Genomic DNA, 17,584 nt, shown 5'->3' with positions numbered 1-17,584 from the left:
TGGCCGCCGAACGCTGACAGCAAACGCCGACAGCGTCTGGGCGCGGCCCAGCGATCAATTCACCGATGCACCAGACTCGTACCAGCGCTTGACCATGCTGCGCTCGTCATCGTTCAGGGCACCCGGATTGCCAAAGGGCATCTTGCGCAGTTGCACCACCTGCTGGTAGATCTGCTGGGCGTGGGCCTTGACCTGCTCGGGCGAGTCCAGGCGCACATTCTTTTGCTGCAGGGCGGCACCGTGGCAGACCACGCAATGCTGCTGGAAGAAGGGCGCCATCTGGGCGTAGCCCACGGCGCCGTCGGCGGCGGGAGCAGCGGCCGCAACGGGTGCAGCAGCTTCGGCACCGGGCGCCGCCGTCGCAGCGGGCTCGGCACCAGCAGGCGCCTGCACGGCGGCGGGAGCCGGTGCGGGGGCTGCGGCAGGCGCAGACACAGGGGCGGCGGCAGGCGCCGGTGCAGGCTTGAGCCAGACGGCCGTGCCGATCAGCACCAGCACGCCGACCAAGGCGTAGGGCCAGGGATGGGCATTGCGGCCCAGCTTGAAGCCGTGGCGCATCACGAAGAACTGGCGGATGGCAGCGCCCGCGAACATCATCAGGATCAGCACCAGCCAGTTCAGCTCATGGCTGTACAGCCAGCCATAGTGGTTGGACAGCATGGCGAACAGCACCGGCAGCGTGAAGTACGTGTTGTGCACGCTGCGCTGCTTGCCGCGCTTGCCGTGGATGGGGTCCACGGGCTGCCCTTCCTTCAGGGCCTTCACCACCGTGCGCTGGCCGGGGATGATCCAGAAGAACACGTTGGCGCTCATCGAGGTCGCCAGCATGGCGCCCATCAGCAGGAAGGCGGCCTGGCCCGGGAAGATGTGGCAGGCCAGGAAGGCCGCAATGCACACCAGCACCAGCACCATGGCGCCCACCGTGGCGTCGCCGTTCTTCTTCTGGCCGAAGACGCGGCAGATGCCGTCGTACAGCAGCCAGAAAACGACCAGGAAGGCCAGGGCCGAGGCAATGGCCGCAGCCGAGCCCATGGCATTGGGATCGGCCGGATTGACGAGGTAGATCTTGGCGTTCCACAGATACGACACCGTCAGCAGCGCAAAACCGCTGAGCCAGGTGGTGTAGCTTTCCCAGTAGAACCAGTGCAGGTGGTCCGGCAGCTTGGGCGGGGAGACATTGAACTTGACGGGGTGGTAGAACCCACCGCCGTGCACGGCCCAGAGTTCGCCGCTGACGCCCTGCTTCTTGAGGTCGTCATCGACAGGCGGCGTCAGGCTGCTGTCGAGGAAGACGAAATAGAAGGAGGAACCGACCCAGGCGATGGCCGTAATGACGTGGAGCCACCGCAACAGCAGGTTGGCCCAGTCGAGAATGTAGCTTTCCATAGCTCTCAACCTTGGCAGCGTGGGGGCCGCCGGTGTTCAACCTGCTCACCACTGCGGGCGCTCTGAGCAGAAGAAAAAGGCCGCGCACCCGGTAGATATACCGCCGGTGCACCGCTGCGACCATTTCGTAGACACAAAGTGTATGCAATTTTTCGACAGCCAGCCGTCTTGCGCGACATCAATTCACTAGAGATTTCCCTGATTCTGCGCGGGCGCGGCGCTGCGCCGCTGCAGCAGCTGCGCCGCCACGGCCACCGCGATCACCTCAGGCTCCTTGCCCTTGATGCCGGGCACGCCGATGGGGCAGGTCACATGGTCCAGCTCCGCATCGCTGAAGCCGCGCTCGCGCAGCCTGCGCCGGAAGGTGGCCCATTTGGTGGCGCTGCCGATCAGGCCCACATAGGGCAGGTCGCCGTGCTGGCGCTGGCGGCTCAGGCATTGGGCGACCACCTCCAGGTCCTCGGCATGGCTGAAGCTCATGATCAGCACCTGGGAGCCGGTGGGCAGGTCGGCCACGGCGGACTGCACGGGATCGGAGTATTCACACTGCACGAGCTCGTGCTCCTCCTCGGGGAAGACCGAATCGCGGCTGTCCACCCACATCACGCGGTAGGGAAGATTGCACAGCAGGCGCACCAGCGCATGGCCGACGTGGCCTGCACCGAACAGGGCCACGCAGTCGCGCGGCGGCTGCAGCCGCTCGCGCAGCATGTCCATGCGGCCCTGGGGAACCAGCACGAACCTCAGCATCACCACGCCGCCGCAGCACTGGCCCAGGCTGGGTCCCAGCGGATAGCGGTGCTGGTGCTCGGCAAGGGCGGGACCGGCCTGCCCAGGCTGTCCGGGCAATCCGGCCTGAAGCGCAGCGTCGCGCAGCAGGCTGCGCGCGCGGTCGATGGCGTCGAACTCCAGGTGCCCGCCGCCAATGGTGCCGGCCACGCGGTCGGCAAACACGGCCATCCAGGCGCCACGCTCGCGCGGCACCGAGCCGCGCGACTCCATCACCTCGACCCAGCACAGCGGCCCCTGCGCAAGGCCCTGCTCGACTTTCTTGAACGTGTCACTCCACATGGGCGCACCTGACAGCCCGTCGTGGCGCCTGCGGGCTTCGTTGGAATTTGTTGCGGGATTTTCCGCTGCGGCACTTGAGTTTTGCGCTCCGACTGCCGGTGCCGCAGCGTTTCAGGATACGCTCGCAATCATGCCCGATTCCCCCGATTCCTCTCAGCACAGTTCCGTGCAAAAGCCACGTTCCGGCCGTCCCTGGCTGTGGGCGGGACTGATGGCCGCCATTGCCTCCCTGGTCACGGCCTGCAAGTCGCCACCCGGCCCCGGCCCGCGCCCCGACGAGGCCACCTCCAGCGCACAGCTGCAGTACCGCAAGGTGGCGGCCAACCATCTGTACGCGCGCAATGCCGAGCGCATCTACAAGGGCCAGCTGCCGCCCATGCTCTACGCGATCGGCGTGCTGCAGGTGCAGATCGACCGCAACGGCCAGGTCCAGCGCCTGCACTGGATGCGCGCGCCCAGCCATGCCCCCGAAGTGGTGAACGAGATCGAGCGCCTGGTGCGCGCCGCCGCGCCCTTCCCCGCCCCGGCCGGCGCCGCCCGCATCACCTATACCGATACCTGGCTCTGGGACAAGTCCGGCCGCTTCCAGCTCGACACGCTGACCGAAGGCCAGCTCTGAGCTTCAGCACGGTTCAGGCAGATTCACGCGGCTGGCCGTCGGCAAAGCTCCTGGCGCTTCTGAGCAGGCAGGTCACGGCATACAGCACCAGGTCCTCCGGGGCATCGTCGTTCACGCGGTCGATGACCTCGATGGCATAGCCCAGGTCCTGCGACATCTGCGGCAGCACGCCTGCCGCACGGTCGCCGGCCTGCAGGCTGGCCACCGCCTGGTCAGCGCTGGCGTGGTAGCCGCGCAGCAAATCACGCGCGGCACACACCATGGCCGAGCCGGCGCGCTCTGCATGCAGCTCCAGCACGCCCAGGGCCGCGCCCATGTGGCACAGCGCATCGACCGCCAGCACCTCCTGGTGCTGTGGTGAGTATCTTCGGTGGCTGCGGCCCGATGGGTTGACTGTCTTCATGGCTCCCCTTGCGCGGGACCGTGCTGGTCCCGCAGCAACAATACCTTTCAGGTCCCTTGCAGTCAATACCTTTCCGGTCCATGATTGCCGGCGATGAAACAGACCGATCCTCAGTACAAGCTGCGCCTGCCGCAGGAACTCAAGGACCTCGTCGAGGAGGCAGCCAAGCGCACCGGCCGTTCCATGAACGCCGAAGTCGTGGCCCGGCTGCAGACCACGTTCGAGGCCCCTCTGCTCGGCCGCCTGTCGGCCGCGACGGACCCTGCGCTGGAATGCGAGGAGCCCGTGAGCATCTACGACATCAAGATGAGCGCCGAAGCCGTGGAGCGCATCGAAAAGCGCCTCGAACGCATAGAGCAGGCCGTGCTCCCGCCCGCTGCGCCGGGCAGCGCCAATGAAGACGGCGCCGCTGGCGCCGACTGAGACGATCGCACAAAGAAAAACCGGCCCGCAGGCCGGTTTCGTTCAAAGGCCCCTCAGGGCCGGGATCACTCGACCACCTTGGTGATCTTCGAGCCCTGCAGCGACACGCCGGCTTCCAGGCCCGCATTGGTCAGCACATAGCTGGTCACGGGGCCCTGGGCGGTCGTGGTGTCCACGCTGCCATTGGCGCCCACCTTGCCTGCGGCAACCGTGGCATCGGCGCCCACGGACCAGCCCTCGCTGGCCAGGAACTTGTCCAGCGCTTCCTGGGTGTTGAACACATAGATCACAGCCTTGGACTGGCCACCGGCCTGCCAGCCCACCGAGGCGCCGGTCGTGCTGTAGTAGCCCTTGTTCTGGCCGCCGACGCGCAGCACGCCGCGGCCATGCTCGACACCGATGACGAAGCTGCCGCCGATCACCGAGGGGAAGATCAGCACGCCCTTGGAGCGGGCCACCATTTCCTTGGAGCCTGGCGCCGTCTGGTACAGCCGCTCCAGCGCGGCGTTGGCTCGCGCATTGACGGTGGTGGCATCAGCGCGCGGCGCGGACTGGGTTTCCGGCTTGGTGGTGGTGCAGCCGACCATGGCAATGCTGCCGGCCGCCAGTGCAGTGGCCATCACGACGGTACGCAAAGAAAACTGACGCATGGGAAAACCTGCCTTTCTTGATTGGACGTTTTGGGGAGACCCCATCGGTTCATTGGATTGATCACCTTGCCTCACGGTCCCGGGCACCCCTTCCAGTGCTCGCAAACCGTTTCCGAGACAGGCTGGGGATGATGCTAGGCGGCTTTGCGGTACTTGTGATGAGACATGTCACAAGTTGCGCCATAGGACTACAGGCCCGCAGGAAATGTCTGAAAATCCCGTGCCGGGCCGCCACAGCCGACACCGAAAGCGCGCTGATGCCAGAATGCACGCACAGCAACACCCGGCCCACCGGGCCTATCCACACCGAGGGAGTTCATGAAGTTCTGGAGCCACTTTCACCATCCCCAGGCAGCCATGGTGCTGCTGCGCGTCACGCTCGCGGTCCTGTTGCTTTTTCACGGCTGGGCCAAGCTGCGCTACGGCATAGGCAGCATCGAGCGCATGGTGGAGTCCACGGGCGCACCGGGCTGGCTGGCCTATGCGGTCTATCTGGGTGAGGTGGTGGCGCCGCTGCTGCTGCTGGTCGGCCTGTGGGTGGTGCCTGCGGCGCTGGTGATTGCGATCAACATGGTCGTGGCCTTTGCGCTGGTGCACACGGGCCAGGTGATGCAGCTGCACAGCTCGGGAGGCTGGGCGCTGGAGCTGCAGGCCTTCTTCTTCATCACGGCCCTGGTCGTGGCCATGGGGCACGCCAAGGGCAAGTAGCCCGCCCTCTTGCTCAAGCAGCAAAAGCAACGGCCCGCAATGCGGGCCGTTCGTCATTTCAGGTTTCACTCCAGGCCATCCCCCGACAGCCTGCGCCTGCAGTCCAGGGCTCAGGAGCCCCGGTACGTGGAATAGCTCCAGGGGCTGACCAGCAGGGGCACATGGTAATGCTGGTCGGCATGGGCCACGCCGAAGTCCAGGCTCACCTTGTTGAGGAAGTTGGGCTCGGGCAGTTGCACGCCACGGGCCTTGAAGTAGGCCGCCACGTCGAAGGTCAGGCGGTAGGTGCCGGTCCTGAGGCTGTTGTTGTCGAACAGCGGCGCATCGGTGCGGCCGTCGTGGTTGAGCACCAGGCTCTTGATCAGCGTGGCCTGGTCGCCATCGGTGGAATACAGCGCGACAGCCATGCCGGCTGCGGGGCAGCCATTCATGGTGTCGAGGACGTGGGTGCTCAGGCCCATGGAAATCTCCTGTGCGGCGGGAGCTGGCCCGCCCGGTTGTCATTGGTTGGTCAATGCACGGAGCGCGGCGCGCGACAGCACTCGCGGCCCTGCCCTGCATTCTCAAAGTGTATACAGTTTTTGTACGCCCTTGAAGGGCGTTGCACGGCCGACGCCTAGGCAGATACCCGCACTTTCGGCGCCCGGGCCGGCGCGCGGGAAGGCTGCCGACGCCATGCTTCTACACTGTGGTCCGCCGCCGCCCCGGCCGCAGGACCATCCGGCCAGCGCACACAGGGCGGCACAGGACGCGCGCTCTTTTTCCACTGTTCCACTGTTTCATCTGCCAAGGAGATACCGATGCAACTTCGCTCCCCCTTGCTTGCAACCAGCCTGGCGCTGGCCATTGCCAGCCTGGCCGCCTGCAGCAGCACGCAGCCGCCCGCGGCTTCGGCGGCGCCAGCACCCGTGGCCGCAGCGCCTACCCCGGCAGCGGCGCCCATCACGCAGAGCAGCGCGGCCCAGGCCGCCAGCGCCGCCTATGACTTCGACATGGATGTGTTCCATCCCGTCGTGGGCAGGAGCGGCATGGTGGCCAGCGAGCAGGAGCTGGCCTCGCGCATCGGCCTGCAGATCCTGAAGTCCGGCGGCAATGCGGTGGACGCCGCCGTGGCCATGGGCTTTGCGCTGGCCGTGGCCCTGCCCAACGCAGGCAACATCGGCGGCGGCGGCTTCATGGTGGTGCATGACGCCAAGAGCGGCAAGAACATTGCGCTGGACTTCCGCGAGGTCGCGCCCTCCAAGGCCACGCGCGACATGTACGTGGGTGCGGATGGCAAGGTCATCGACGGCAAATCGCTCTACACCCACTACGCCGTGGGCGTGCCCGGCACCGTGGCCGGCATGGAGCATGCATTGAAGAAATGGGGATCGCTGCCCTTGTCCACGGTGATTGCGCCGGCCGCAAAGCTGGCCGACAAGGGCTTTACGGTCAGCGAGACCCTGGCCAAGATCCTGGAGCAGGAAAAGAAGAACATGGGCCAGTGGCCCGCCACCCAGGCCATCTTCTGGCGCAACGGCGAGCCCCTCAAGCGCGGCGACCGCCTGGTGCAAAAGGACCTGGCGCAGTCGCTGCGCCTGATCGGCCAGCAGGGCTCCAAGGTGTTCTACGAAGGCTCCATCGCCCGCAAGATCGCGGCCGAGATGGCGCCGCATGCAGGCGCCCTCTCGCTGCAGGACCTCAAGAGCTACAAGGTCGCCGAGCGCGAGCCGCTGCGCGGCACCTACCGCGGCTACGAGATCGTGACCATGCCGCCTCCGTCCTCCGGCGGCGCCCACCTGATCCAGATCCTCAACATGATGGAACGCTGGCCCATGAACCAGTGGGGCGTCAACAGCGCGCAGAGCATCCACTACATGGCGGAAAGCATGAAGCTGGCCTATGCCGACCGTGCCGAATACCTGGGTGATCCCGACTTCGTGACCGTGCCGCTCAAGGGCCTGACCTCCAAGCGCTATGCCGAGGCACTGGCCGCCGGCATCGACCCCTACCAGGCGCGCGCCGGCAAGGACATCCGGCCCGGCAAGCCCCAGCCCTACGAGAGCGACCAGACCACGCACTACTCGGTGGTGGACAAGGCGGGCAACGCCGTGGCCGTGACCTATACGCTGAACACCAACTTCGGCAGCGGCATCGTGGCCAAGGGCACGGGCATCCTGCTCAACAACGAGATGGACGATTTCTCGGCCAAGCCCGGCGTGGCCAACGCCTACGGCCTGGTCGGCGGCGATGCCAATGCGGTGGCCGCAGGCAAGCGCCCTCTGTCGTCGATGACGCCGACCATGGTGCTCAAGGGCGGCAAGCCCGTTCTGGTCACCGGCAGCCCCGGCGGCGCACGCATCATCACCACCGTGCTGCAGACCGTGGTCAACACCATCGACTTCGGCATGAACCCGGCCGAGGCCGCCGCCACGCCGCGCTTTCACCACCAGTGGACGCCCGATGAGCTGCGCGTGGAAAAGGGCATCAGCCCCGACACCGTGGCCCTGCTCAAGTCGCGCGGCCACAACGTTGCCGTGAAGGCGTCGATGGGCCGCACGCAGACCATCGAGCTGCGCGACGGCATGCTCTACGGCGCCTCCGACCCGCGCAACCCCGACGGGCAGACACTGGGCTATTGAAGCAAGAAAAAGCCGCGCCCGTTGCCGAGCGCGGCTTTTCACAACAGGGCGGCGCAAGGCCGCCCTCCCACCAATCGTTGTCTCAAAGGCCGGCCATCAGTCCTGGACCTTCTGGCCCACTTCGAAGTTGGCCTGGATCTCCAGCGCACGCACCATGCCCGAGTGATCCCAGTTCGCGCCGCCGTGGGCCACGCAGCTGTTGAACAGCTCCTGGGCCTGGGCCGTGTTGGGCAGGGACACACCGAGCTGGCGCGCGCTGCTCAGGGCCAGGTTCAGGTCCTTCTGGTGCAGCGAGATGCGGAAGCCCGGGTCGAACGTGCGCTTGATCATGCGCTCGGCATGCACTTCCAGGATCTTGGACGAGGCAAAGCCGCCCAGCAGCGCCTCGCGCACGCGGGCCGGGTCGGCACCGGCGCGCGACGCGAACAGCAGGGCCTCGGCCACGGCCTCGATGTTCAGCGCCACGATGATCTGGTTGGCCACCTTGGCGGTCTGGCCGTCGCCGTTGCCGCCCACCAGGGTGATGTTCTTGCCCATGCGCTCGAACAGCGGCTTGACGCGCGCGAACACGTCCTCGGGGCCGCCGACCATGATGGACAGGGTGGCGTTCTTGGCGCCCACCTCGCCGCCGGAGACCGGCGCATCCAGGTACTGGGCGCCGATGGCCTCGATGCGGCGAGCGAAGTCCTTGGTGGCCACGGGAGAGATGGAGCTCATGTCCACCACCACCTTGCCGCTGCTGCCCTTGAGGCCGGCGGCCACGCCGTCCTCGCCGAACAGCACCTTCTCGACATCGGGCGTGTCGGGCAGCATCAGGAAGATGATGTCGGCACGCTCGGCCACGCCGCGCGCGGTGGTGCACTGGGTGGCGCTGCTTTCGGCGATCTGCGCGGGGATCTTGCCCAGGGTGTTCACGAACAGCTGGTGGCCTGCCGTGAGCAGGTGGCCCGCCATGGGCGCGCCCATGATGCCCAGGCCCACGAAACCAAGCTTGAGAGAGGATGCATTCATGCTGTGTACTCCTTGTCGTTTTTGAAAAGCTGAGAAAAAACTCCGGCGGCGCTCAGGCGGCGACTGCCGCGCGCACGCTGGTGTGGGCGTCCAGCCAGCCCAGGCCCGATTCGGTATCGCGCGCGGGCTTGTACTCGCAGCCCACCCAGCCCTGGTAGCCGATGCGGTCCAGGTGCGCGAACAGGAAGGGGTAGTTGATCTCGCCCGTGCCCGGCTCGTTGCGGCCCGGGTTGTCGGCCAGCTGCACGTGGCCGATGCGCGCCAGGTGCTTTTGCAGCGTGGCCGCCAGCTCGCCCTCGGTGCGCTGCGCGTGGTAGATGTCGTACTGCACGAAGGCGTTGGGCGCGCCCACCTCGTCGAGGATGGACAGGGCCTCGTCCGTGCGGTTCAGGTAGAAGCCGGGAATGTCGAAGGGGTTGATGGGCTCGATCAGCAGGCGCAGATTGGCCGCGCTCAGCGCCGATGCGGCAAAGCGCAGGTTGTCCACGAAGGTGCGGCGCAGCAGCGCGGCATCGGCATCGGCAGGCGCCTTGCCGGCCAGGCAGTTGAGCTGGGGCACGCCCAGCGCATGGCCATAGGTCACGGCCTTGGCCACGCCGGCGCGGAACTCGTCCACGCGGTCGGGGTGGCAGGCAATGCCGCGCTCGCCCGCATCCCAGTCGCCGGCAGGCAGGTTGTGCAGCACGATCTGCAGGCCGTGGGCGTCCACGCGCTCCTTGATCTCTTCGACCGTATGGGCGTAGGGAAACAGGAATTCCACGGCCTCGAAGCCGGCGCGCGCCGCGCGCTCGAAGCGGTCGAGGAAGGGCACCTCGGTGAACAGCATGCTGAGGTTGGCAGCAAAACGGGGCATGTCAGAAGTCTCCGGTAGTCGTTTGGTGGGTGGGTGGCGGCAGGGCAAGCAAGGCGCCCCGCCGGTAAAAATGCCCAAGGGGCAATGGAAATCGGAACCCCCGAGTGCCTGCACCGCCCGCCATGCAGGCATTGGCGCAGCGCCAGCCAGGGATGCCAGGCAAGGGCCGCCCCGCAGCGATGGCGTCGTCCCCCTCCGAAGAGAGGGGAAAGCGGCGCAGCCGCTCAGGGGGTGCCTTGCTTCAATCCAGCAGGGCCAGGGCGCTGGGCACGTCGGCCGGCGCTGCGGCCAGGTCCTCGAACTCGATCACGTTGTCGATCTCGGCGCCCATGGAGATGTTGGTCACGCGCTCCAGGATGACCTCGACGACGACCGGCGTGCGGTGCTCTGCCATCCAGGCCTCGGCCTGCTGCATGGCGGGCGCGAAGTCCTCAGGACGGTGCACGCGGATGGCCTTGCAGCCCAGGCCCTCGACCACCTTGACGTGGTCCACGCCATAGCCCTTGGACTCTTCCTTGTCGTCGACATTGATGTTGTCGAAGGCCAGTTGCACGCAGTAGTCGATGGAGAAGGCACGCTGCGCCTGGCGGATCAGGCCCAGGTAGCTGTTGTTGACCAGCACATGGATGTAGGGCAGCTTGAACTGCGCACCCACGGCCAGCTCCTCGATCATGAACTGGAAGTCATAGTCGCCCGACAGCGCCACGATCTTGCGGGCCGGGTCGGCCACGCGCACGCCCAGGGCGGCCGGCACGGTCCAGCCCAGCGGACCGGCCTGGCCGCAGTTGATCCAGTTGCGCGGCTTGTAGACATGCAGGAACTGCGCGCCGGCAATCTGCGACAGGCCGATGGTGGAGACATAGCAGGTGTCCTTGTCCAGGCTGCGGTTCATGCACTGGTAGACGCGCTGCGGCTTCATGGGCACGTTGTCGAAATTGGTCTTGCGCAGGTACTCCACATTGTTCTTGCGGGCCTGGCATTCGGCCACCCAGCCGCTGCGGTCCTTCAGGCGGCCGGCCGCCTTCCACTCGCGCGCCACCTCCACGAAGAGCTTGAGCGCAGCGCCGGCATCCGAGACGATGCCGTAGTCGGGCGCGAACACGCGGCCGATCTGAGTGGGCTCGATGTCCACGTGCACGAACTTGCGGCCCTTGGTGTAGACCTCGACCGAGCCCGTGTGGCGGTTGGCCCAGCGGTTGCCGATGCCCAGCACGAAGTCGGAGGCCAGCATGGTGGCATTGCCGTAGCGGTGGCTGGTCTGCAGGCCGCACATGCCGGCCATCAGGCGGTGGTCGTCAGGGATGGTGCCCCAGCCCATCAGCGTGGGAATCACGGGCACGTCCAGCAGCTCGGCGAACTCCACCAGCAGCTCGGACGCATCGGCGTTGATCACGCCGCCGCCCGAGACCAGCAGCGGGCGCTCGGACTCGTTGAGCATGGCGATGGCCTTTTCCACCTGCTTGCGCGTGGCAGCCGGCTTGTAGACCGGCAGGGGCTCGTAGGTGTCGATGTCGAACTCGATCTCGGCCAGCTGCACGTCGATGGGCAGGTCGATCAGCACGGGGCCGGGGCGGCCCGAGCGCATCAGGTGGAAGGCCTGCTGGAAGGCGCGCGGCACCTGGGCCGGCTCCAGCACCGTGGTGGCCCACTTGGTCACTGTCTTGGCGATGGAGGCAATGTCCACGGCCTGGAAATCTTCCTTGTGCAAACGCGAGCGCGGCGCCTGGCCGGTGATGCAGAGAATCGGAATCGAATCCGCGCTGGCCGAGTACAGGCCCGTGATCATGTCCGTGCCGGCCGGGCCGCTGGTGCCGATGCACACGCCGATGTTGCCGGCCACGGCGCGGGTGTAGCCCTCGGCCATGTGGCTTGCGCCTTCGACGTGGCGCGCCAGGATGTGGCCGATGCCGCCATGGTCCTTGAGCGCTGCGTACAGCGGGTTGATGGCGGCACCGGGAACGCCGAATGCGACGGTCACGCCTTCTTTTTCCAGCACGCGGACTGCGGCTTCGATTGCTTTCATTTTTGCCATGGGAGGTCTCCTTCAAATTGGAGTCAACTCTAGGCAGACAGGCCGATTGGCGGAACGCCTGCGCAGACCATAAAATTTATTCCGTACAGGAATAACTACCAATGAAAAAGGAGACAGCGCCATGGACAGACTCGATGCCATGCACATGTTCGTGCGCGTGGTGGAGACCAGCAGCTTCACCAAGGTCGCGCACGAATTCGCCACCACCCAGCCCACAGTCACCAAGCAGATCGCAGCCATGGAAGCGCGCCTGAAGGTGCGCCTGCTCAACCGCAACACGCGCGGCGTGAGCCTGACCGAAGCGGGCGCGCTGTACTACGAGAAATGCAAGGCCATCGTCAACGACGTGGCCGAGGCCGACAAGGTGGTCCAGGTGCGCCAGACCCAGGTGCAGGGCCAGCTGCGCATTGGCAGCTCGGTGGCCTTTGGCCGGCGCGTGCTGATACCGCTGGCGTTGGAATTCATGGCGCATAACCCCCAGGTGCAGGTCGACCTCAGCTTCGAGGACCGCTACACCGACCTAGTGGCCAACGGCATCGACGTGGCCCTGCGCCTGGGCAAGCTGGCCGACTCCAGCCTGGGCGCACGCACGCTGGGTGTGAACCCCTGGGTGCTGGTGGCCTCGCCCACCTACCTGCGCAAGCGCGGCACGCCGCGCCGCCCCTCCGACCTCAAGGAACATGCCACGCTGATCTACAGCAGCGTGCAGGGCAACGACATCTGGCGTCTGCGCAACGCCAGCGGAGAACCGGTCTCGGTGGCGGTCACGGGCCGGCTGCGCTCCAACAACCTCTCGGCCCTGCTGGCGGCCTCACGCTCGCACATGGGCATTGCCGCCCTGCCCCGCTACGTGGCCCATGACTCGCTGCAGGCCGGCCGCGTGGTCGAAGTCCTCAAGACCTGCCGCCTGCCCGAGCAGGAAATCCACGCCGTCTACCCCTCGCCGCGCATGGTGCCACAGAAGGTGCAGTCCTTCATCGCCTTCCTGCAGGGGCGGTTCGATGCCGAATGGTGGGAGATGCTGCCGCGCGGGGCGTGAGCGCCTGAAACAGGCGAGCCTGAAACAAGTGGCCGGGCGCACGCCCCGGCCTCGAAAAACAAGCACCCGGCAGGAGCAAAAACCTAGAGAACCAGAATCGCCCGGAAGTCATTCACGTTGGTATGCGTGGGCCCGGTCACCACCAGATCCCCCAGCGCCTCAAAGAACCCATACGCATCATTGCGGTCCAGATACTCGGCAATCCGCATGCCCTGGTCCTGGGCCCGCGCCAACGTATCCGGTGACACCCGCGCCCCCGCGTTGTCTTCCACGCCATCGATGCCATCGGTATCGGCTGCCAGCGCCCAGACCTTCTCCTGCCCCTGCAGGGCCTGGGCCAGGCCCATGCAGAACTCGCCCGCGCGGCCGCCGCGTCCCTTGGGCGTGCCGGCCGGGCGCTGCCGGATGGTGACCGTGGTCTCGCCGCCGGACAGGATCACGCAGGGCTTTGCAAACGGCTGGCCGTGGCGGGCCACGGCGCGCGCCAGGGCGGCGTGGACCTTGGCGACTTCGCGCGATTCGCCCTCGATCTCGTCGGACAGCACGTGGGTGCGCAGGCCTGCGGCCTCGGCCACGCGTGCGGCCGCCTCCAGCGAGTGCTGGGGCGTGGCGATCATGTGGACCTCGTGGCCCGCAAAGCGCGCGTCGCCGGGCTTGGGTGTTTCCAGCTCGCCCGCCTCCAGCGCGCGGCGCACGGATTCAGGCACGTCGATGCGGTAGCGCGCGAGGATGGCCAGCGCGTCGGCGCAGCTGCTGGCATCGGGCACGGTGGGGCCGCTGGCGATGATGGAGGGATCGTCGCCCGGCACGTCGCTGATGGTCAGCGTGACCACGCGCGCAGGCGCGCAGGCCGCGCCCAGGCGCCCGCCCTTGATACGCGACAGGTGCTTGCGCACGCAGTTCATCTCGCCGATGGCGGCGCCGCTTTCCAGCAGGGCGCGGTTGATGCGCTGCTTTTCCTCCAGGTCGATGCCTTCGGCCGGCAGGGTCAGCAGGGCCGAGCCGCCGCCCGAGATCAGGCACAGCACGAGGTCGTCCTCGGTCAGCCCTTCGGTCAGCGCGAGGATGCGCTCGGCGGCGGCCAGGCCTGCCGCATCGGGCACGGGGTGGGCAGCCTCGACCACTTCGATGCGCTGCGCCAGCCCTTCGGGGCGCGGCGGGATGTGGTGGTAGCGCGTGACCACGAGGCCGGACAGCGGCGCGTCCGCTGGCCACAGCGCCTCCAGCGCCTGGGCCATGGAGCCGCCGGCCTTGCCCGCGCCCAGCACCAGGGTGCGGCCCTTGGGAGGCTTTGGCAGGCATTGGGCCATGCTGTACAGGGGCTGCGCATCCTTGACCGCAGCGCGGTAGAGGTCGAGCAGAAAGGCTTGGGGATCGGTGAGGTGCAGGTCCGTGGTGCTGGTCATGGTGTGTTGTCTCCGCCGGGCATTATGGAATTTCCTGCGCCGGCGGTGGCATGCGGTCAAGTCACAACTGATTCGCCCGGCCTCGTTCCTCGTGCCAACCCAACTCAATCCAGGGCCACCTTGGCATCCTTCACCAGCCTGGCGAAGCGGTCGGTGTCGTCGCGGATCTGGCGCGCCATCTGCTCGGGCGATCCGCCGATGGGCTCGGCGCCTATCTCTTCCATCTTCCTGCGGAACTGCGGGGACTCGATGATGCGGTTCATGTCCGCGCCCAGCCGCGCCAGTACCTCGCGGGGCGTGGCGGCCGGTGCCAGCACGCCGAACCAGGTGCCCATGTCGAAGCCCTTGAGCCCGGCCTCGTCCAGCGTGGGCACATCGGGCAGGGCCACCGAGCGCCTGGCCGTGGTCACGGCCAGCGCGCGCAGCTTGCCGGCCTTGATGTGGGGCAGCACAGGCGTGACGGTATCGAAGGACATGGCGATCTGCCCGCCCAGCAGGTCCGTGGTCAGCGGGCCGCTGCCCTTGTAGGGCACGTGCAGCAGCTCCACGCCGCCCATGGACTCGAACTGCGCGCCGATCAGGTGCTGGCCCGTGCCCGCGCCATTGGAGCCATAGGCCAGCTTGCCGGGCTGGGCCCGGGCCTGGGCCAGCAGCTCCTGCACGGTTTTGGCGGGCACCTGCGGATTGACCACCAGCACATTGGGGACCACGGCCACCACGGTGATGGGCGCCAGGTCCTTCTGGAAGTCATAGCCCAGCCTGCGGTAGACGCTGGTGGCAATGGTGTGGTGCACAGCGCCCATGAGCAGGGTGTAGCCGTCAGGTTTCGCCTTGGCCACATGGTCGGCGCCCAGGGTGGCGCCTGCGCCGGGGCGGTTTTCCACGACCACGGGCTGGCCCAGACTCTTGGACAGCTCCTGGCCCAGCGCACGTGCCAGCACATCGGTGGTACCGCCTGCGGGAAACGGCACGATGAGGTTGACGGGGCGCGCCGGCCAGGCCTGGGCCCAGGCCGAAGACATGGCGGCTGCAATGGTGGCGGCGGCCAGCGCGCACGCTGCGGCAACCCTGGTGATGCGGTTCATGGCTTGTCTCCTGTCTGTTCTTTTGTGGGTTATCGGACCATGCAGCGCGCGCTCAGGCAGGCACGGGCTCGGCCTGGGCCTCGGCGGTCTGCGCGCGCAGCCGTGCGCAGACCGCGTCGGTGACCTGGCGCGTGGTGGCCTTGCCGCCCAGGTCGCGCGTGTGCAGCGCGGCATCGGCCGTCACCTGCTCCACGGCCTGCATCAACCGCTGCGCGGCGCGGTGCTCGTCCAGGTGCTCCAGCAGCATCACGCAGCTCCAGAACGTGCCCACGGGGTTGGCCAGGCCCTGGCCCATGATGTCGAAGGCCGATCCGTGGATGGGCTCGAACATGCTGGGGTAGCGGCGCTCCGGATCGATGTTGCCTGTGGGCGCAATGCCCAGGCTGCCGGCCAGCGCGGCCGCCAGGTCGCTGAGGATGTCGGCATGCAGGTTGGTGGCGACCAGGGTGTCCAGCGAGGCCGGGCGGTTGACCATGCGCGCCGTGGCCGCGTCCACCAGCTCCTTGTCCCAGCGCACGTCGGGGAACTCGGCGGCCACCTGCACCGCGATCTCGTCCCACATCACCATGGCGTGGCGCTGGGCGTTGGACTTGGTGATCACCGTCAGCAGCTTGCGCGGCCGCGACTGCGCCAGGCGGAAGGCAAAGCGCATGATGCGCTCCACGCCCGCGCGGGTCATCATGCTCACGTCGGTGGCCACCTCGAGGGGATGGCCCTGGTGGGCGCGGCCGCCCACGCCCGCGTATTCGCCTTCGGAGTTCTCGCGCACGATGATCCAGTCCAGGTCCTCGCGCGCGCAGCGCTTGAGCGGCGCATCGATGCCCGGCAGGATGCGCGTGGGCCGCACATTGGCGTACTGATCGAACCCCTGACAGATCTTCAGGCGCAGGCCCCACAGCGTGACATGGTCGGGAATGTGCGGGTCGCCGGCCGAGCCGAACAGGATGGCGTCCTGGCCGCGCAGCGCGTCCAGCCCGTCGGCCGGCATCATCTCGCCGTGCGCGCGGTACCAGTCGCCGCCCCAGCCGAAACTGGTGAAGGCAAAGCCCAGGCCGGGCTGGGTTTCGGCCAGCGCCTGCAGCACCTCCTGCCCTGCGGGCACCACTTCCTTGCCGATGCCATCGCCGGGAATGCAGGCGATGCGGTATGTCTTTGTCATGAGGGCTCCTTGGATTGCGGTGGATGAAGCGCCATGCGGATCCATGGCCTTGTCCGTGAATCTATCGATGGAACAACGCCGCGCGCGCCTCTAGAGTGATGGCATCGTTCACTTTGATTCAACAATGAGCACTCCCGTCTCAGCGCCATCGGAGATGGCCTTCTTCTGCCTGCTGGCCCGCAGCGCCAGCCTGTCGGCCACGGCCCGCGAGCTGGGCATCACCACGCCGGCGGCCAGCAAGCGCCTGTCCCAGATGGAGGCGCGGCTGGGCGTGCAACTGGTCAGCCGCACGACGCGGCGCCTGGGCCTGACCGACGAGGGCCAGACCTACCTGGCCCATGCGCGGCGCATCCTGGACGACATTGCCGCCATGGAGCAGGCCGTGGCCGGCATGCCCGGGCAGCCGCAGGGCCTGCTGCGCATCAATGCCACGCTGGGATTCGGACGCAGCCATATCGCGCCGCTGATCGCCAGCTTCGTGCGCAGGCACCCGCAGATCCAGGTGCAGCTGCAGCTGTCGGCCTCGCCGCCGCCGTTGGTGGATGACAGCTTCGACCTGTGCATACGCTTTGGCGAGCCGCCGGACGCGCGCATCATCGCGCGGCGCCTGGCGCCCAACCGGCGGCTGCTGTGCGCGTCTGCCGCCTACCTGGCACGGCGCGGCACGCCGGCCACCCCGCGCGAGCTGATGCAGCACGACTGCATCGACATCCGCCAGGGCGACGACACCCACGGCGTCTGGCGCTTCACCCACAACGGCCCCGGCCGCAAGACCGAGGCCATCCGCCTGCGCGACAGCCTGAGCACCAACGATGGCGAGATCGCCGTGGGCTGGGCCCTGGCCGGCCTGGGCATCGTCATGCGCGCCGAATGGGATGTCGCCCGCTACCTGCGCAGCGGCCGCCTGGTGCAGGTGCTGGCCGACCATGCCACGGCGCCGGCCGACATCCATGTGGTCTATCCGCAGCGGCATGCGGCAACCCAGCGCGTGCAGCGCTTTGTGGAGCACCTGGCACGGCACTTCGATACGGCCGCGCCCGGTTTCTGAAAAGGGATGCCGTATGCGGGGAAACGCCAATAAGCAGTAGACAGAAACTGTATACAACTCTTGTGACCAG

At 67.3% G+C, this 17,584-nt stretch carries 17 protein-coding genes; 6 read left to right on the top strand and 11 right to left on the bottom strand.

Going from position 1 to position 17,584, the window contains the following annotated elements:
* Window positions 1–54: 54 nt before the first annotated feature.
* Window positions 55–1,386, bottom strand: a complete 1,332-nt coding sequence (locus tag BW39_RS20905; RefSeq protein ID WP_043824011.1) for a urate hydroxylase PuuD — start codon at window positions 1,384–1,386, stop codon at window positions 55–57.
* A gap of 186 nt (window positions 1,387–1,572) precedes the next feature.
* Window positions 1,573–2,457 (bottom strand): xanthine dehydrogenase accessory protein XdhC, encoded by an 885-nt coding sequence (xdhC, locus tag BW39_RS20900; protein ID WP_034391120.1) that lies wholly within the window; start codon window positions 2,455–2,457, stop codon window positions 1,573–1,575.
* 130 nt (window positions 2,458–2,587) lie between these two features.
* On the opposite strand from xdhC, the gene BW39_RS20895 reads away from it, so the two are divergent.
* Window positions 2,588–3,076: a hypothetical protein gene (locus BW39_RS20895; protein WP_043824009.1), complete on the top strand. Its 489-nt coding sequence runs from the start codon at window positions 2,588–2,590 to the stop codon at window positions 3,074–3,076.
* A gap of 13 nt (window positions 3,077–3,089) precedes the next feature.
* On the opposite strand, the gene BW39_RS20890 is transcribed toward BW39_RS20895, so the two are convergent.
* Window positions 3,090–3,479 carry a hypothetical protein gene (locus BW39_RS20890; protein ID WP_043824006.1) on the bottom strand — a complete coding sequence of 130 codons (390 nt, stop codon included), beginning with the start codon at window positions 3,477–3,479 and terminating at the stop codon, window positions 3,090–3,092.
* Window positions 3,480–3,572: 93 nt separating this feature from the next.
* Here BW39_RS20890 and BW39_RS20885 point away from each other — a divergent pair, with 93 nt between their 5' ends.
* Window positions 3,573–3,902 (top strand): Arc family DNA-binding protein, encoded by a 330-nt coding sequence (locus BW39_RS20885; protein ID WP_012204047.1) that lies wholly within the window; start codon window positions 3,573–3,575, stop codon window positions 3,900–3,902.
* A gap of 65 nt (window positions 3,903–3,967) precedes the next feature.
* Here the strand turns inward: BW39_RS20885 and BW39_RS20880 are convergent, their stop codons facing one another.
* The gene (locus BW39_RS20880) at window positions 3,968–4,552 is read right to left on the bottom strand and encodes a BPSL1445 family SYLF domain-containing lipoprotein (RefSeq protein WP_013803704.1); all 585 of its coding nucleotides are present in this window, start codon (window positions 4,550–4,552) and stop codon (window positions 3,968–3,970) included.
* Between the two features lie 318 nt (window positions 4,553–4,870).
* Between BW39_RS20880 and BW39_RS20875 the strand changes: the two genes are divergently transcribed.
* Window positions 4,871–5,260, top strand: a complete 390-nt coding sequence (locus BW39_RS20875) for a DoxX family protein (RefSeq protein ID WP_034391114.1) — start codon at window positions 4,871–4,873, stop codon at window positions 5,258–5,260.
* Between the two features lie 110 nt (window positions 5,261–5,370).
* Here the strand turns inward: BW39_RS20875 and uraH are convergent, their stop codons facing one another.
* Window positions 5,371–5,721, bottom strand: a complete 351-nt coding sequence (gene uraH / locus BW39_RS20870; RefSeq protein ID WP_012204044.1) for a hydroxyisourate hydrolase — start codon at window positions 5,719–5,721, stop codon at window positions 5,371–5,373.
* 339 nt (window positions 5,722–6,060) lie between these two features.
* Here uraH and ggt point away from each other — a divergent pair, with 339 nt between their 5' ends.
* Entirely contained in the window at window positions 6,061–7,881 is a 1,821-nt protein-coding gene (gene ggt / locus BW39_RS20865; RefSeq protein WP_043824003.1) for a gamma-glutamyltransferase, read from the top strand.
* Window positions 7,882–7,977: 96 nt separating this feature from the next.
* Here ggt and glxR read toward each other — a convergent pair whose 3' ends face one another.
* The 3 genes from glxR to gcl form a co-directional block, all read right to left on the bottom strand.
* On the bottom strand, window positions 7,978–8,892 hold the full coding sequence (gene glxR, locus BW39_RS20860) for a 2-hydroxy-3-oxopropionate reductase (protein ID WP_043824000.1): 915 nt from the start codon (window positions 8,890–8,892) through the stop codon (window positions 7,978–7,980).
* A gap of 52 nt (window positions 8,893–8,944) precedes the next feature.
* The gene (gene hyi / locus BW39_RS20855) at window positions 8,945–9,745 is read right to left on the bottom strand and encodes a hydroxypyruvate isomerase (protein WP_043823997.1); all 801 of its coding nucleotides are present in this window, start codon (window positions 9,743–9,745) and stop codon (window positions 8,945–8,947) included.
* Window positions 9,746–9,986: 241 nt separating this feature from the next.
* A complete protein-coding gene (gene gcl / locus BW39_RS20850; protein ID WP_012204040.1) occupies window positions 9,987–11,777 on the bottom strand; it encodes a glyoxylate carboligase in 1,791 nt (596 codons plus the stop codon).
* Between the two features lie 121 nt (window positions 11,778–11,898).
* On the opposite strand from gcl, the gene BW39_RS20845 reads away from it, so the two are divergent.
* Entirely contained in the window at window positions 11,899–12,816 is a 918-nt protein-coding gene (locus tag BW39_RS20845; RefSeq protein ID WP_043823995.1) for a LysR family transcriptional regulator, read from the top strand.
* 83 nt (window positions 12,817–12,899) lie between these two features.
* Here the strand turns inward: BW39_RS20845 and BW39_RS20840 are convergent, their stop codons facing one another.
* The 3 genes from BW39_RS20840 to BW39_RS20830 form a co-directional block, all read right to left on the bottom strand.
* Complete coding sequence (locus tag BW39_RS20840; RefSeq protein WP_043823993.1) at window positions 12,900–14,222, bottom strand: glycerate kinase type-2 family protein; 1,323 nt, start codon at window positions 14,220–14,222, stop codon at window positions 12,900–12,902.
* Window positions 14,223–14,326: 104 nt separating this feature from the next.
* Window positions 14,327–15,307 carry a tripartite tricarboxylate transporter substrate binding protein gene (locus BW39_RS20835; RefSeq protein ID WP_013803711.1) on the bottom strand — a complete coding sequence of 327 codons (981 nt, stop codon included), beginning with the start codon at window positions 15,305–15,307 and terminating at the stop codon, window positions 14,327–14,329.
* Window positions 15,308–15,359: 52 nt separating this feature from the next.
* Window positions 15,360–16,466 (bottom strand): tartrate dehydrogenase, encoded by a 1,107-nt coding sequence (locus tag BW39_RS20830; protein ID WP_043823991.1) that lies wholly within the window; start codon window positions 16,464–16,466, stop codon window positions 15,360–15,362.
* A gap of 124 nt (window positions 16,467–16,590) precedes the next feature.
* Between BW39_RS20830 and BW39_RS20825 the strand changes: the two genes are divergently transcribed.
* Window positions 16,591–17,514: a LysR family transcriptional regulator gene (locus tag BW39_RS20825; RefSeq protein WP_043823989.1), complete on the top strand. Its 924-nt coding sequence runs from the start codon at window positions 16,591–16,593 to the stop codon at window positions 17,512–17,514.
* Window positions 17,515–17,584 lie beyond the last annotated feature (70 nt).

Source organism: Delftia sp. RIT313, assembly GCF_000632165.1.
In the GTDB taxonomy this organism is placed as follows: Bacteria; Pseudomonadota; Gammaproteobacteria; order Burkholderiales; family Burkholderiaceae_C; genus Comamonas; species Comamonas acidovorans.
Note: the sequence above shows the minus strand (reverse complement) of the source record. Positions and strands in the feature narration are given on the sequence as shown.

Excerpts from the sequence above, each read along its gene's own strand:
- glxR (WP_043824000.1), bottom strand. The coding sequence starts at position 8,892 with ATGAATGCATCCTCTCTCAAGCTTGGTTTCGTGGGCCTGGGCATCATG.
- BW39_RS20835 (WP_013803711.1), bottom strand. The coding sequence starts at position 15,307 with ATGAACCGCATCACCAGGGTTGCCGCAGCGTGCGCGCTGGCCGCCGCC.
- hyi (WP_043823997.1), bottom strand. The coding sequence starts at position 9,745 with ATGCCCCGTTTTGCTGCCAACCTCAGCATGCTGTTCACCGAGGTGCCC.
- BW39_RS20905 (WP_043824011.1), bottom strand. The coding sequence starts at position 1,386 with ATGGAAAGCTACATTCTCGACTGGGCCAACCTGCTGTTGCGGTGGCTC.
- BW39_RS20880 (WP_013803704.1), bottom strand. The coding sequence starts at position 4,552 with ATGCGTCAGTTTTCTTTGCGTACCGTCGTGATGGCCACTGCACTGGCG.
- BW39_RS20885 (WP_012204047.1), top strand. The coding sequence starts at position 3,573 with ATGAAACAGACCGATCCTCAGTACAAGCTGCGCCTGCCGCAGGAACTC.
- BW39_RS20845 (WP_043823995.1), top strand. The coding sequence starts at position 11,899 with ATGGACAGACTCGATGCCATGCACATGTTCGTGCGCGTGGTGGAGACC.
- BW39_RS20875 (WP_034391114.1), top strand. The coding sequence starts at position 4,871 with ATGAAGTTCTGGAGCCACTTTCACCATCCCCAGGCAGCCATGGTGCTG.
- ggt (WP_043824003.1), top strand. The coding sequence starts at position 6,061 with ATGCAACTTCGCTCCCCCTTGCTTGCAACCAGCCTGGCGCTGGCCATT.
- BW39_RS20895 (WP_043824009.1), top strand. The coding sequence starts at position 2,588 with ATGCCCGATTCCCCCGATTCCTCTCAGCACAGTTCCGTGCAAAAGCCA.
- BW39_RS20830 (WP_043823991.1), bottom strand. The coding sequence starts at position 16,466 with ATGACAAAGACATACCGCATCGCCTGCATTCCCGGCGATGGCATCGGC.
- uraH (WP_012204044.1), bottom strand. The coding sequence starts at position 5,721 with ATGGGCCTGAGCACCCACGTCCTCGACACCATGAATGGCTGCCCCGCA.
- BW39_RS20840 (WP_043823993.1), bottom strand. The coding sequence starts at position 14,222 with ATGACCAGCACCACGGACCTGCACCTCACCGATCCCCAAGCCTTTCTG.
- BW39_RS20890 (WP_043824006.1), bottom strand. The coding sequence starts at position 3,479 with ATGAAGACAGTCAACCCATCGGGCCGCAGCCACCGAAGATACTCACCA.
- BW39_RS20825 (WP_043823989.1), top strand. The coding sequence starts at position 16,591 with ATGAGCACTCCCGTCTCAGCGCCATCGGAGATGGCCTTCTTCTGCCTG.
- xdhC (WP_034391120.1), bottom strand. The coding sequence starts at position 2,457 with ATGTGGAGTGACACGTTCAAGAAAGTCGAGCAGGGCCTTGCGCAGGGG.
- gcl (WP_012204040.1), bottom strand. The coding sequence starts at position 11,777 with ATGGCAAAAATGAAAGCAATCGAAGCCGCAGTCCGCGTGCTGGAAAAA.